This window comes from Acidovorax sp. KPB24-07, assembly GCF_057543315.1.
Genome location: NZ_BAAJYS010000029.1, coordinates 1 through 12,878, shown reverse-complemented (window position 1 = coordinate 12,878; position 12,878 = coordinate 1). Strand labels below are relative to the sequence as shown.

Here is a 12,878-nt window from a genome sequence, read left to right as displayed (position 1 = left end):
GGCTCCCTCGGGGGAGCCAGTGCCTTGGGCAGTACCTGATACGGCTGCCCGATTTAATTACTCATAAGGAAAGCACCATGCGCCACGGACACGGCCTTCGTAAACTCAATCGCACCAGCTCGCACCGACTCGCGATGCTGCAGAACATGATGAACTCGCTCATCGAGCACGAGGCCATCAAGACCACGCTGCCCAAGGCCAAGGAGCTGCGCCGTGTGGTGGAGCCTATGATCACTTTGGCGAAGGAAGACACCCTGGCCAATCGCCGCTTGGCATTTGATCGTCTGCGCGATCGTGACAGCGTGACCAAGCTGTTCAATGTGCTCGGCCCCCGTTTCAAGGCACGTCCAGGCGGCTACACGCGCATCCTGAAGATGGGTTTCCGCGTGGGAGACAATGCACCTATGGCGTATGTCGAACTGGTTGATCGCGCAGAAGAATCTGCAGAAACCGCAAATGCTTCCGCAGAAGCATAAAAGTAGGTTATAATTTATCTCTTGCCGCGCGATGGAGCAGTCTGGTAGCTCGTTGGGCTCATAACCCAAAGGTCGGAGGTTCAAATCCTCCTCGCGCAACCAATAAAGCGGAAACGCTCTCAAAAAAGCCCACTAATCAGTGGGCTTTTTTGTTTTTGTCGTTTAACTCACTGGATAAACACTGATGGGAAGCTTTGGCTGGCCTCCAGTCAGTGGGTGACGATCGGCATCTTTTCACATCAGGGCGATTAATGACGACACACTGCAACACTGAAAGGTGCGCGTGCCGACAGCTTCTTGATGGTTTGATGCCGCCCGATCAATCCGGGGGTGATGCCTATCTCTCCTTTGTTCACGATGACATCCTCAGAAGAAACCACGCTTGGCATTGATTTCGGCACCTCCAATTCCGCCATGGCGGTGAGACGGGGCAGGGGCGTGGCCACGTTGCTACCGTTGGAAGGGACTGCAACCACATTGCCGACCGCCCTGTTCTTCAATACGGAAGACCATCAGACACACATCGGGCGCGATGCCGTGGCGCATTACCTCGCGGGCACGGAAGGGCGGCTCATGCGGTCGCTGAAAAGCCTGCTCGGCAGCGCGCTCCTACAGGACAAGACAGCGGTTCACCAGAGCATGGTGAGCTATCAAGACATCATCGCACTGTTTCTGCGCACGTTGGCAGGGCAGGCCCGGCAGGCGCTGGGCGCGATGCCAGACCGCGTTGTCATGGGGCGCCCTGTCCACTTCGTGGATGGCGACGAAGCGCGTGATGCGCAGGCGGAAGACGCCTTGCGACAGGCGGCCTTGGATGCGGGGTTTACCAATGTCTCCTTTCAACTGGAGCCCATTGCAGCGGCGCTGGACCATGAACAGCGGATCACGCATGAATCATTGGTGCTGGTGGTGGATATCGGCGGGGGGACCTCGGATTTCACCGTCGTGCGCCTCGGCCCGGAGCGTGCCTTGCTGGCCGATCGCAGTTCCGACGTGCTGGCCACCTCCGGGGTTCACCTGGGTGGAACCGATTTTGACCAACGACTGAGCCGGGCCCAGGTCATGCCGCTTCTCGGACTGCGCCACATCGGGCCCAGTGGCCGGGAAGTGCCCAGCCGCGTGTTCTTCGATTTATCGACGTGGCACCTGATCCAGTGGCTGTACAGCGCGAAAGCTTTGAGGGACGCGCAGTCCCTCCGGACCGACTATGCAGACCTTCGCTTGCACGACCGATTAATGGAGGTGCTCAACGAACGGTGGGGGCACCGTCTGGCCAATGCGGTGGAACACGCCAAGATCGCGGTGTCGCAAAACAGCGCTGCAGAACCCATCGTGCTGGATTGGCTCGAATCCGATCTGCAATCCTTCATTTCACCCGATGTCCTGGAAGCGCAACTGGAGGGGCCTTTGCAGCAGATTGTGGATTGCGCCCAGGAGTGCCTGCGCAAGGCCGAATTGAACGCCAGTGGCATCGATGCCATTTATCTCACCGGTGGCTCTTCTGCGCTGCGCCCGCTGCGTACCGCGTTGAAGAAGGCCTTCCCACAGGTGACCCAGATGGAAGGTGACCTGTTCGGCGGCGTGGCCTCCGGACTGGCGTACACCGTCGGCTGAGAAAGGGCGGTACCTCACGCGGACCGATGCGTTCACCGCCGCTCAGCAGTTGCAGTGCAGCGCCTGGCATGGGCCGAGCCTGCTAGGCCTGCGTTCCGCCTTCCTGCTTGAGCGCCAGGGCCGACTCATACAGGGCATTGCGCGATGATCCTGTGATCTCGGCCGACAGGCGGACAGCGGTTTTGAGCGGGAGTTCCTGCATCAACAACTTCAGCACACGCAGACCATCGCCATCGTCCTGCGCTGCCTGGATCGGGTGCAACAGCACCACGAACTCGCCCCGCGAGCGTTGTGGTCCGCCGGCCAGCCAGATGGACAGGGCATGGGCAGGCTGGGTGGCAATTTCTTCGAACTGTTTGGTCAGCTCCCGGGCGAGCGTGACCTGCCGGTCTCCCAAGACCGCAAGGGCCTGGGCCAGTTCTGCAATTCGGTGTGGGGCCTCCAGCAGCACCACACAGCGGGTTTCCGTGGCGAGATGTTGCACTGCCGTTGCCCGCTCGCCGCTCTTGGTTGGAAGAAAACCGGCAAAAAGAAAACCTTCGGCCCCCTGGGCGAATGCGCCCGCAGCGCTGAGTGCCGATGTCACGCTGCTCGCTCCTGGCAGTGGCACAGCGCGCAACCCTGCCGCGTGCACGGCAGCGACGATCCGCGCCCCCGGATCGCTGACGCCCGGGGTGCCCGCATCACTGGCGTAGGCCACCCGCTGTCCGTCGCGCAAACGCTCGACCACCGAATGCGATGCCTCGGCCTCGTTGTGCTGGTGCACCGCCAGCAATTGACTGCTGGTTTTCTCTATGCCGTAGGCGCGCAGCAGCGCCTGGGTATGGCGCGTATCTTCGCAGGCGATGGTGTCGGCCAGTTGCAGCACGTGCAGCGCCCGCAGTGTGATGTCGGCCAAGTTACCGATGGGGGTGGCCACGACGTACAGAGCCCCTTGCGGATAATGCTGCGCAGCCGCCGCGTCGCGTGCGGCGTTCAGGGCTGAAGCGAAAGAGGCGCTCAATGGGATTCCTTGGGAAAAAACCGGTAGCCAACACGCGCGTGGTCGGCAATGCTGCCGAAGACCTCGCATTGGCCCACCTGCAAGCCGCTGGACTGCGGCTGGTCGAGCGCAATTATCGAACGCCCGGGCGTGGCGGCGGCGAGATCGACCTGATCGTGCGGGATCGCGACGGCACGGTGGTGTTCGTTGAGGTGCGAAGCCGCGCCAGCAGTGCGTTTGGCGGCGCTGGTGCCAGCATCGGCCGGACCAAGCAGCAGCGGATCGTGTTTGCCGCCCGCTGCTACCTGATGCGCCTGCCTGCACCACCGCCATGCCGCTTCGATGCCGTCCTGGTAGAAGGCGGTTCCGTGCAGTGGCTGCGTGGCGCCTTCGAGGCGCAATAACGTTTCAAGCCCTTGGTTGGAGTCAAAGCGGATGCAGTGTTTTACGCCTGCCGCCCATGGTTGACCCAAACGGCGCCGACCCCACAGGTATCATCTTTGCCTCATGCTAGAGCAACGCATTCAACAGCATTTCATCGATAGCGCCGACCTCAAATACCAGTCCGCGCAGACCCTGAGCCATCCCATCGCTTCCGCTGTGCAGGCCATCCTCGCCTGCGTCACCAGTGGCGGCAAGGTGCTGGCCTGCGGCAGCGGTCCGGCCGCGGCGCAGGCGCAGCAGTTTGCTGCCCTGTGCGTGGCCGGGTTCGAACGGGAGCGGCCGGAACTGGCGGCCATGGCACTGGCGCCCGACGCAATCTGGACCCCTGCCGGCCTCGAGGGCCCGGACATCGACGCGCTGGGACGCCAGGTGCGAGCGCTGGGACATGCGGGCGACGTCCTGCTGGCGCTGTCGGAGTCCGGCAATGACCTGCCGCTGCTGGCCGCATGCGATGCAGCGCATGAAAGAGACATGACCGTCGTCGCCCTTTCGGGTCGCAGCGGTGGCCGGCTGGCCGGCATGCTGCGCGAGACCGACGTCTTGATCGCCGTGCCCCACGACCGCGCCGCACGCGTGCGGGAGGTGCATTCGCTGGTCCTGCACTGCCTGTGCGACGGCGTGGACGCCCAATTACTTGGTGAACAGGAGATACCGCTATGAGCTTCCCGATGACCCGCTTGACCCGATTGACTTGCACCCTGTTGGCCGTGGGCGCCTTGGGGGCGGCCCTCTCGGCATGCGCTCCGCTGGTGGTAGGCGGCGCTGCCGTCATGGGCAGCATGATGGCGTCGGACCGGCGCACGACGGGCACGCAGGTGGAGGACGAAGGCATCGAACTGCGTGCCTCCAACCGCATTCGCGACACCTTCGGCGACCGCGTCCATGTCAATGTGACCAGCTACAACCGGCAAGTGCTGCTGACGGGCGAAGTGCCGACCGCGCAGGACAAGGAAAAACTCGAGCAGACCGCGTTGGCCGTGGAGAACGTGCGCTCGGTCGTCAACGACCTGGCCGTGATGCCCCCCAGTTCTCTCACGCAACGCTCCAACGACACGCTGATCACCGGCAAGGTGCGCGCGAGCTTCGTCGATGCCAAGGACCTGTTCGCGAGTGCCTACAAGGTGGTCACCGAGCGCGAGACGGTGTACCTCATGGGACGCGTGACGCAGCGCGAGGCGGACCGGGCCTCCGACATCGCCCGGGGCGTGAACGGCGTGCGCAAGGTCGTGCGCGTGTTCGAGATCATTACGCAGCAGGAACTGGAGCGTGGCTTCGCGCAGCAGCGTCCCGCGCCAGTCACCACGGACGCTTCGCCCAACGTGCCGGTCCGCTGAACGTCGGCTGCCAGCGAGCTCGCTAAGAAGCGGTTCCGCTCCGGACCGCTGGCCACCGCTACAAAGGCGCGGCCCGGGGCGGCCGGACTGAGCGATCGGTTCTTTTACCCGTTCGTTTTCTTGCGGCCCAGCCGCGTGATCAGGCTGGAGGTGTCCCAACGGGCGCCGCCGTGCTGCTGCACATCGGCATAGAACTGGTCCACCAGCGCCGTGACCGGCACACGTGCGCCGTTGCGGCGGGATTCGTCGAGGACCAGGCCGAGGTCCTTGCGCATCCAGTCCACGGCAAAGCCGAAGTCGAAGCGGCCTTCCACCATGGTCTTGCCGCGGTTGTCCATCTGCCAGCTTTGCGCGGCCCCTTTGCCGATGACGTCCAGCACCAGCGGCATGTCCAGCCCGGCGTGCTGACCGAAGGCGATCGCCTCCGACAGGCCCTGCACGATACCGGCGATGCAGATCTGGTTGACCATCTTGGCCAGTTGGCCCGATCCGCTGTCGCCCACGCGGGTGAAAGCCCGGGAAAAGGCCAGCGCGGTGGGCTTCACGCTGTCGAAGGTGCCAGCGTCGCCGCCGCACATCACGGTCAGCTGGCCGTTCTGGGCCCCAGCCTGGCCACCGGACACGGGGGCATCGATGAACTGCAGTCCCAGCGTGCGCGCCGCGCCGTACAGTTCGCGAGCGACCTCGGCCGATGCCGTGGTGTGATCCACGAAGACCGCGCCGGGCTGCATGCCCGCGAAGGCGCCATCGGCACCCAGCGTGACGGAACGCAGATCGTCGTCGTTGCCGACGCAGCAAAAGACGATGTCCGCCCCCTGGGCGGCTTCGCGTGGCGTGGGGGCGTGCCGGGGTGCGGCGCTGCCCGCGAACTCTTCGCACCACGCGGCCGATTTGGCCGCGGTGCGGTTGTACACGGTAACGGTATGGCCTGCGAGGGCGAGGTGCCCCGCCATGGGGTAGCCCATGACGCCCAGGCCGAGAAAGGCGACCTTGCGGGAAGGCGTGGCGTCGTAGCTGCGGGGATTCGTGCTGGGCATGGGAGAGGGCTCCATTTCAGAAAAAAGAAAACCCGCCGGGCAAGGGCGGGTGGTGGGGCGGCTGGCGTCAGACGATGGCGAAGTGCTCGGTGCCCGAGGCCAGGTCGGTGGTCTTGGCGCGCTGGCTGCCCAGCTTGATCTGCAAACGCAGGTCGTTCAGTGAGTCGGCATTGCGCAGCGCGTCTTCGTAGGTGATGACGTTGGCCTCGAACAGGTCGAACAGCGATTGGTCGAAGGTCTGCATGCCGAGGTTCCGACTCTTTTTCATGATCTCCTTGATCTCGGCGACTTCGCCCTTGAAGATCAGGTCGGCGATCAGGGGCGTGTTCAGCATCACCTCGACCGCCGCGGCCCGGCCCTTGCCATCCTGCTTGGGGATGAGGCGCTGGGAGATCATGCCGCGCAGGTTGAGCGACAGGTCCATGAGGAGTTGCGCGCGCCGCTCTTCCGGAAAGAAATTGATGATGCGGTCCAGCGCCTGGTTGGCGCTGTTGGCGTGCAGTGTGGCCAGGCACAGGTGGCCTGTTTCGGCGAAGGCGACCGCATGCTCCATGGTTTCGCGGTCGCGGATCTCGCCCATCAGGATGACGTCCGGCGCCTGCCGCAGCGTGTTCTTGAGGGCGGCTTCCCAGCTGTCGGTATCGAGTCCCACTTCGCGCTGGGTGACGACGCAGTTCTTGTGCGGATGCACGAACTCGATGGGGTCTTCCACGGTGATGATGTGGCCGAACGAGTTCTCGTTGCGCCAGTCCACCATTGCCGCCAGCGTGGTCGATTTGCCCGAGCCCGTGGCGCCCACCAGAATGCACAGGCCCCGCTTGGTCATCGTGACTTCCTTGAGCACCTGCGGCACGCCGAGCCCGTCGATGGTCGGCAGCGTGAGCGGAATGGTCCGCAGCACCATGCCGACGCGGCTTTGCTGGATGAACGCGTTCACGCGAAAGCGCCCGATGCCGGCGGGCGAGATGGCGAAGTTGCACTCCTTCGTGCGCTCGAAGTCGGCCACCTGCTTGTCGCTCATGATGGCGCGCGCCAGCGTCAGCGTGTGGGCGGGGGTGAGCGGCTGGGGGGACACCTTGGTGACCTTGCCGTCCACCTTGATCGCGGGCGGAAACTCGGCCGTGATGAACAGGTCGCTGCCACCCCGGCTCACCATGAGCTTGAGCAGATCGTTGATGAATTTACTGGCCTGATCGCGTTCCATCAGCTCTCCCTGGGGTGGTTGCAGCGCGGTGCGTCATTTCTGGCTGTCGGACAGGCGGGCGCTCACGACGCGAAGGCGCAGCGAGAGCTTGCGTGCCAGCAGGGCCACCAGGCTGGCGGCCAGCTGGGGGTCCTTGGTCATCATGTCGTCCATGGCCTCCGCGCTGAGCACCGCGATCTCGCAGTCAGTCAGCGTGGTGCAGGCCGAAAAGCGGATACCGCTGTCCAGCAGCGACATTTCGCCCAGGATATCGCCGGGACGGGTTTCCGCCAAGCGCAGGTGCTCCCCCCAGGGCTGCACGCGATCGACGGCGATCGTGCCGGTGAGCAGCACCACCATGAAATTGCCGTACTCGTCCTGGCGGATCACATCGCGGTTGGGCGCGACGGCCGCGAACTCGAAGAAGCGCTCCATGCGCTCAACGGCGTCCCGGTCCAGGTGCGCCATGTATTTGTCCTTGGACCACAGCGCCTGCAGCAGCTTGCCGCCGCGGCTGGCGGCCATGCGCCTGGCACCCACCTCGACGGCGCGGGCTTCCCAGGGCACCAGCATGGCGTCGTCCACACCTTGTCCGGCGAAAGCGGTGGTGAAGAAGACGGAGTCGCCGCCTTCTTCCGCCGCTTTGCCGCCGCGGGTCTTGGCCTTCAACAGGCCGAGGATGCCTTTCATAGGGGGTGCTCCGGTGTGCCGCCTGAAAAAGGCCGCGAATCTCTGGGGTGGGTGGACGGGAGGGGATGCGGTGTGCATCAACCCGGGAAGTTGTCGGGGATCTTCGCCTTGCCCCGCGCCTCTGCCGGGCTGATGACGTTGCGCCGGACGAGGTCGGTCAGGTTCTGGTCGAGGGTCTGCATGCCGGCGCTACTGCTGGTCTGGATGGTGGAGTACATCTGTGCCACCTTGGCCTCGCGGATCAGGTTGCGGATGGCGCTGGTGCCCAGCATGATCTCGTGCGCCGCGACACGGCCCTGGCCGTCCTTGGTCTTGCACAGCGTCTGCGAAATGACGGCCTGCAGCGACTCGGACAGCATGGCCCGCACCATTTCCTTTTCCTCGGCGGGGAACACGTCGATGATCCGGTCGATGGTCTTGGCGGCGCTGGAGGTGTGCAGCGTGCCGAACACCAAGTGGCCCGTTTCCGCGGCCGTCATGGCCAGGCGGATGGTTTCCAGGTCGCGCATTTCGCCCACCAGGATGGCGTCCGGGTCTTCGCGCAGGGCCGACTTGAGGGCGGCCGCGAACGACAGCGTCATCGGCCCGACCTCGCGCTGGTTGATCAGGCACTTCTTGGATTCGTGCACGAACTCGATCGGGTCTTCCACCGTGAGGATGTGGCCGTATTCGCTTTCGTTCAGGAAGTTGACCATGGCCGCCAGCGTGGTGGACTTGCCCGAGCCCGTGGGGCCCGTGACCAGCACCAGGCCGCGCGGTTTCAAGGCCAGTTCGCCGAAGATCTTGGGGGCGTTGAGCTGCTCCAGCGTCAGGATCTTGCTCGGAATGGTCCGGAACACGGCGGCCGCGCCGCGATTCTGATTGAACGCGTTGACGCGAAAGCGCGCCAGGCCCTCGATCTCGAAGGAAAAGTCCACTTCCAGGAATTCTTCGTACGCCTTGCGCTGCGCATCGCTCATGATGTCGTACACCATGGCGTGGACGGTCTTGTGGTCAAGCGCATCGACGTTGATGCGCCGCACGTCGCCGTGGACCCGGATCATGGGTGGAAGGCCCGCCGACAAGTGCAGGTCAGAAGCCTTGTTCTTCACGCTGAATGCCAGCAGTTGGGTGATGTCCACGGGGTCCCTCGGTCGTTTGGTACGCTCAGAGGAATCATTATGACGACGATTGGTAACAACCTCCAACAGGTTCTTGGGCGCATCGCGCAGGCCTGCGCCGCGGCCGGGCGCGACCCTGCCAGCGTGCGCCTGCTGGCCGTTTCCAAGACCTTCGGCGACGACGCCGTGCGCCGTGCCGCCGAGGCCGGGCAGCGCGCGTTCGGCGAGAACTACATCCAGGAAGGCGTGGCGAAGATCGCCGCGCTGCGAGGCGGCGCCACGCCCTGGGCACCGCCGCTGCAGTGGCATTGCATCGGCCCCGTGCAGAGCAACAAGACCCGGCAGGTGGCCGAGCATTTCGACTGGGTCCACACCGTGGACCGCGAAAAGATCGCGCAGCGCCTGGCGGAGCAGCGGCCTGCCGGCCTGGCGCCGCTGGATGTGTGCATCCAGGTGAATGTGGACGGCGGCGCGACCAAGGCGGGCGTGCCGCCAACGGAGGCTCTGGCCCTGGCGCGGTCTGTTGCGCGGCTGCCACGGTTGCGGCTGCGGGGCCTGATGAGCATTCCCGATGTGGCCCCCGATTTCGCCGCGCAGCTGGCGGTCCATGCGGCGGCGAAAGCGCTGTTCGACCAGATCCGGGGGGAGGGGGGCGAGGGCTTTGCGGCGTTCGACACGCTGTCGCTGGGCATGACCGCCGACCTGGAGGCGGCGATCCACGCGGGGAGCACCCTGGTGCGGGTCGGCACGGGCGTCTTCGGCACCAGGGCGGCCCCCGCCTGAGGCCGGGGCCGCGCCATGCTCAGGCCCGGCGCGTCCAGCCCAGTTGCGGCGACGGGCCGGCCTCGGCGTTTTCCTGATTCAGCCGGAAGACCCCCACGGCCTGCAGCAGGGCGCTGGTGCGGTCCTTCATGCCGCTGGCGGACGCCGCCATCTGCACGACCACGCTGCCGTTTTGCTGGGTGACCTGGTCCATCTGCGACACGGCCTGGCCGACCTGGGCGACGCCCATCGCCTGCTCGTTGCTGGCCGCGCTGATTTCCTGCATGAGGTCCGTCACGCGGCGGATGGACGACACCACCTCCGTCATGGTGGCCCCGGCCTTGTTCACCAGCACGCTGCCCTGCTCGACCCGCTGCACGCTGGTGGAGATCAGGTGCTTGATCTCTCGCGCCGCCTCGGCCGAGCGGCCGGCCAAACTGCGCACCTCGCTGGCGACCACGGCGAAGCCCCGGCCCTGCTCACCCGCGCGCGCCGCCTCCACCGCGGCATTGAGGGCGAGGATGTTGGTCTGGAACGCGATGCTGTCGATGACGCCGATGATGTCGGCGATCTTGCGGGAGCTTTCGTGGATGCCCTTCATGGTCTCGACCACCTCGGTCACGACCTCGCCGCCCTGGATGGCCACGGCGCTGGACTGGGTGGCGAACTGGCTGGCCTGGCGGGAGTTGTCGGCGTTCTGGCGCACCGTGGAGCCCAGTTGCTCCATGGACGCCGCGGTCTGCTGCAGGGCGCTGGCATGGTGCTCGGTGCGGCTGGACACGTCATGGGTGCCTTGTGAGATCTCGGTGCTGGATGCCGCCACCGCCTCGGAGGTGCGGCGCACGTCGTACAGCACGTTCTGGAAACTGTCGCGCAGCGCCTCCAGCGACTGCAGCAGCTGGCCGGCCTCGTCGGTCTGCCGGGCCTCGACGGCCTGCGTCAGGTCGCCGGTGGCCATGGTCCTGGCAGCCTGCACCGCCCGCTGGATGGGGCGCACGATGCTGCGGGAGATGAGCCAGGCCGTCGCTGCCGCCACCACGATCGCCGTGCCGCTGAGCACCAGCATCAGGATGGAAAAGCCTTGGGCGACGGACCGCGCATTGGCCGATTCGGCCTTGTTCTTTTCCTCCTCGATGTCGATCAGCCGGTTGATGCTGGCCAGCCACTCCACATAGGCGGGCCGGGCCTGCTCCTGCAGAACCTGAATGGCCTTCTCAGGCTGGTGGGCGCCGCTCAGCTCGATGACTTGGCGGGTCAGCGGCAGGGCGCGTGATTCGACCTCCTTGACGCGGTCCAGGGCCTCCCGCTCGCGGGGCTCGATCGGGGTGGAGGCGAACATCTGGTCCAGCGGCGCTGCCGACTGCGCATAGTGGCCCGCGAGCTTCTGGATCAGGTCGATCTCGGCCTGGAGCTGGTCGGGCCGCGTGGCCAGGGTCACGTCGCGCAGCGCGATGGCGCGGTCGTGCACGCTGCCGCGGAAATTGATGGCATAGCGCTGCTTGGCGCTGTTGAAGTCCCCGATGGTGGCCAGGCTGGCGTTGATGTTGGACACCCGGTTCACGCCGATGACCGTCAGGCCGAGCATCAGCAGGATGAGCAGGGAAAATCCCAGCGCCAGTCGGTGGGCGATCTTGATGTTCGAAAGCTTCATGGTTTCACCTCGGTTTCAGGAGTGGTGTGGATTGGTTTTGTTTGTTTCCTTTTGTAATTTTTGACAGTTGCGTGACAAATTTCAATCGCCAAAAGCGGGGTGTTGGATCGCCGTCCTTTTTGAGAATTGTTGAGGATTGGGCCGCGCCGATTCGGTAGGCGTGAGTGGCGGATTCGCAGCCAGCCGGTGCTTGCAAAGGGTTGCACAGCACTGGCTTGGGGACGGCCTTGTCCTACCGGGTGCGGGAAGGCCCACTCTTAGAATGCGGCCGGCCATGCTCTATGGCGTAACGCGAATGGATAGTTGTTTTGAATGTTGAAATCACGCCGGCCGTGGCGTTGGAAACGATGGTGGTGCTGCGGCCTTCCGGGCAGTTGGCGGCCGGCGAGTCGAGGGCCAGGGCCTGGAGTGCATGGGAGGCCTTCGCGGACTCTGGCGTGGAGCCCCTGGGGTTCTACCTGGACGGCTGGGAGGGCGATGCCCCCGCCGCGCTGGCGGCCCAATTGCGCGCCAGCGTCTGGTGGGACCGCCCGCTGTTCGTGGCGCCCGGCGATGCGGCTCCGCCCTGGCTGGCCGATGGCGCCGCGCCGTATGCTGCCGCCCTGGCCGCCAGCGAGCTGTGCCTGGCCGTGCGGCGCAGCCTGCCGCTCGATCCCGCGGCCCTGCATTTCGACGAGCGGGTGCTGTATTTCCTGTGCCTGCGCGACGGCGCCCAGCTGCAGCCGCAATGCGACCGTGCCAGCCTGGCGCTGTACCGCTACCCGATGGTCGAGGCGCTGGCCCGGCCCGGCGACGATGCCGACGCGTGCCTGGCCGGGCTCACGCGGCGCCGGCTGCTGGAGCCGGCCGAGCTGGTGGACCGCACACGGCACTGCCGCACCTGCGGCAGCGCGCACATCCACTACCTGGACGTGTGCCCGCACTGCACCAGCATCCACATCCGCAAGTCGCCCTCGCTGCATTGCTTCGCCTGCGGCCACGTGGCGCCCGAGGCCGACTTCCATGCCGATGGCGCGCTCTCGTGCCCCAAGTGCAACGCCATGCTGCGGCACATCGGCGTGGACTACGACCGGCCGCTCACGCAGTACGCCTGCGGCAGCTGCCACCACGTGTTCGTGGAGACCCAGGTGGTGGCCCGCTGCCTGGACTGCCGCACCACGGCCGAGCCCAGCACGCTGGACGTGCGCGAGATCTCGTCGCTGCGCCTGAGCCCGCAGGGCCGTGCCGCGCTGCGCGCCGGGCAGATCCAGGAATCGTTCGCCGCGCTCGACTCCGCGCACTACGTGCCGCCCGCCGATTTCCGCCGCATGCTCGACTGGGCGCTGGCCACGCATGCGCGCCACGGCGAGATGCGTTTCGCGCTGATGCTGGTGGAGTTCCAGAACGCGGCCGAGGTGATCGAACGCGAAGGCGCCTCGCGCGTGTTCCTGATGCTCGACGAGTTCGCGCGGCGCCTGCACGAACTGCTGCGCACCTCGGACATCACCACGCGCACGCAGGAGGAATGCCTGTGGCTCTTCCTGCCGTTCTCCTCGCCCGAGGGGCTGGCCGCGCGCCTGCAGGCGTCGCTCCAGGGCGCGGGCGGCGGCGCGGCCGCGATGCCGC

Annotated in this window: 13 protein-coding genes and 1 tRNA gene; 8 read left to right on the top strand and 6 right to left on the bottom strand. The window is 65.7% G+C overall.

Going from position 1 to position 12,878, the window contains the following annotated elements:
* Positions 1-77 precede the first annotated feature (77 nt).
* From rplQ to AC27IQ_RS06065, 3 genes are all read left to right on the top strand, one after another.
* Positions 78-476, top strand: a complete 399-nt coding sequence (gene rplQ, locus AC27IQ_RS06075; protein WP_284406975.1) for a 50S ribosomal protein L17 — start codon at positions 78-80, stop codon at positions 474-476.
* 25 nt (positions 477-501) lie between these two features.
* A tRNA-Met gene (locus tag AC27IQ_RS06070) sits at positions 502-578 on the top strand.
* Positions 579-809: 231 nt separating this feature from the next.
* Positions 810-2,090: an Hsp70 family protein gene (locus AC27IQ_RS06065; protein ID WP_487088868.1), complete on the top strand. Its 1,281-nt coding sequence runs from the start codon at positions 810-812 to the stop codon at positions 2,088-2,090.
* A gap of 82 nt (positions 2,091-2,172) precedes the next feature.
* Here the strand turns inward: AC27IQ_RS06065 and rsmI are convergent, their stop codons facing one another.
* Complete coding sequence (rsmI, locus tag AC27IQ_RS06060; RefSeq protein WP_284431079.1) at positions 2,173-3,093, bottom strand: 16S rRNA (cytidine(1402)-2'-O)-methyltransferase; 921 nt, start codon at positions 3,091-3,093, stop codon at positions 2,173-2,175.
* On the opposite strand from rsmI, the gene AC27IQ_RS06055 reads away from it, so the two are divergent.
* The 3 genes from AC27IQ_RS06055 to AC27IQ_RS06045 all read left to right on the top strand — a co-directional run bounded on the left by AC27IQ_RS06055 (position 3,093) and on the right by AC27IQ_RS06045 (position 4,850).
* Positions 3,093-3,476, top strand: coding sequence for a YraN family protein (locus AC27IQ_RS06055; protein WP_284431080.1), 384 nt, complete (start codon positions 3,093-3,095; stop codon positions 3,474-3,476). The genes rsmI and AC27IQ_RS06055 overlap by 1 nt on opposite strands.
* Positions 3,477-3,579: 103 nt before the next feature.
* On the top strand, positions 3,580-4,176 hold the full coding sequence (locus AC27IQ_RS06050; protein WP_487088866.1) for an SIS domain-containing protein: 597 nt from the start codon (positions 3,580-3,582) through the stop codon (positions 4,174-4,176).
* Positions 4,173-4,850, top strand: coding sequence for a BON domain-containing protein (locus tag AC27IQ_RS06045; RefSeq protein WP_487088864.1), 678 nt, complete (start codon positions 4,173-4,175; stop codon positions 4,848-4,850). Before AC27IQ_RS06050 ends, AC27IQ_RS06045 begins: the two co-directional genes overlap by 4 nt.
* A 104-nt stretch (positions 4,851-4,954) precedes the next feature.
* Here the strand turns inward: AC27IQ_RS06045 and AC27IQ_RS06040 are convergent, their stop codons facing one another.
* The 4 genes from AC27IQ_RS06040 to AC27IQ_RS06025 all read right to left on the bottom strand — a co-directional run bounded on the left by AC27IQ_RS06040 (position 4,955) and on the right by AC27IQ_RS06025 (position 8,881).
* Positions 4,955-5,887: an NAD(P)-dependent oxidoreductase gene (locus AC27IQ_RS06040; RefSeq protein WP_487088862.1), complete on the bottom strand. Its 933-nt coding sequence runs from the start codon at positions 5,885-5,887 to the stop codon at positions 4,955-4,957.
* 67 nt (positions 5,888-5,954) lie between these two features.
* Entirely contained in the window at positions 5,955-7,091 is a 1,137-nt protein-coding gene (locus AC27IQ_RS06035; protein ID WP_272566929.1) for a PilT/PilU family type 4a pilus ATPase, read from the bottom strand.
* Positions 7,092-7,124: 33 nt separating this feature from the next.
* Complete coding sequence (locus tag AC27IQ_RS06030; protein ID WP_272566930.1) at positions 7,125-7,760, bottom strand: cyclic nucleotide-binding domain-containing protein; 636 nt, start codon at positions 7,758-7,760, stop codon at positions 7,125-7,127.
* Between the two features lie 77 nt (positions 7,761-7,837).
* Positions 7,838-8,881, bottom strand: a complete 1,044-nt coding sequence (locus AC27IQ_RS06025) for a type IV pilus twitching motility protein PilT (protein WP_092744851.1) — start codon at positions 8,879-8,881, stop codon at positions 7,838-7,840.
* Positions 8,882-8,920: 39 nt separating this feature from the next.
* Between AC27IQ_RS06025 and AC27IQ_RS06020 the strand changes: the two genes are divergently transcribed.
* Positions 8,921-9,643 (top strand): YggS family pyridoxal phosphate-dependent enzyme, encoded by a 723-nt coding sequence (locus AC27IQ_RS06020; protein ID WP_317354530.1) that lies wholly within the window; start codon positions 8,921-8,923, stop codon positions 9,641-9,643.
* Positions 9,644-9,662: 19 nt separating this feature from the next.
* Here AC27IQ_RS06020 and AC27IQ_RS06015 read toward each other — a convergent pair whose 3' ends face one another.
* Positions 9,663-11,273, bottom strand: coding sequence for a methyl-accepting chemotaxis protein (locus tag AC27IQ_RS06015; protein WP_487088859.1), 1,611 nt, complete (start codon positions 11,271-11,273; stop codon positions 9,663-9,665).
* A 308-nt stretch (positions 11,274-11,581) separates the two neighbouring features.
* Here AC27IQ_RS06015 and AC27IQ_RS06010 point away from each other — a divergent pair.
* Positions 11,582-12,878: TackOD1 domain-containing metal-binding protein (locus tag AC27IQ_RS06010; protein ID WP_487088858.1), on the top strand; the 1,297-nt coding region annotated here is incomplete at its 3' end.

Bases quoted from the DNA above. Each gene is read 5' to 3' on its own strand.
- rplQ (WP_284406975.1), top strand. From the start codon at position 78: ATGCGCCACGGACACGGCCTTCGTAAACTCAATCGCACCAGCTCGCAC.
- AC27IQ_RS06055 (WP_284431080.1), top strand. From the start codon at position 3,093: ATGGGATTCCTTGGGAAAAAACCGGTAGCCAACACGCGCGTGGTCGGC.
- AC27IQ_RS06050 (WP_487088866.1), top strand. From the start codon at position 3,580: ATGCTAGAGCAACGCATTCAACAGCATTTCATCGATAGCGCCGACCTC.
- AC27IQ_RS06015 (WP_487088859.1), bottom strand. From the start codon at position 11,273: ATGAAGCTTTCGAACATCAAGATCGCCCACCGACTGGCGCTGGGATTT.
- AC27IQ_RS06030 (WP_272566930.1), bottom strand. From the start codon at position 7,760: ATGAAAGGCATCCTCGGCCTGTTGAAGGCCAAGACCCGCGGCGGCAAA.
- AC27IQ_RS06065 (WP_487088868.1), top strand. From the start codon at position 810: ATGCCTATCTCTCCTTTGTTCACGATGACATCCTCAGAAGAAACCACG.
- AC27IQ_RS06045 (WP_487088864.1), top strand. From the start codon at position 4,173: ATGAGCTTCCCGATGACCCGCTTGACCCGATTGACTTGCACCCTGTTG.
- AC27IQ_RS06040 (WP_487088862.1), bottom strand. From the start codon at position 5,887: ATGCCCAGCACGAATCCCCGCAGCTACGACGCCACGCCTTCCCGCAAG.
- AC27IQ_RS06020 (WP_317354530.1), top strand. From the start codon at position 8,921: ATGACGACGATTGGTAACAACCTCCAACAGGTTCTTGGGCGCATCGCG.
- AC27IQ_RS06035 (WP_272566929.1), bottom strand. From the start codon at position 7,091: ATGGAACGCGATCAGGCCAGTAAATTCATCAACGATCTGCTCAAGCTC.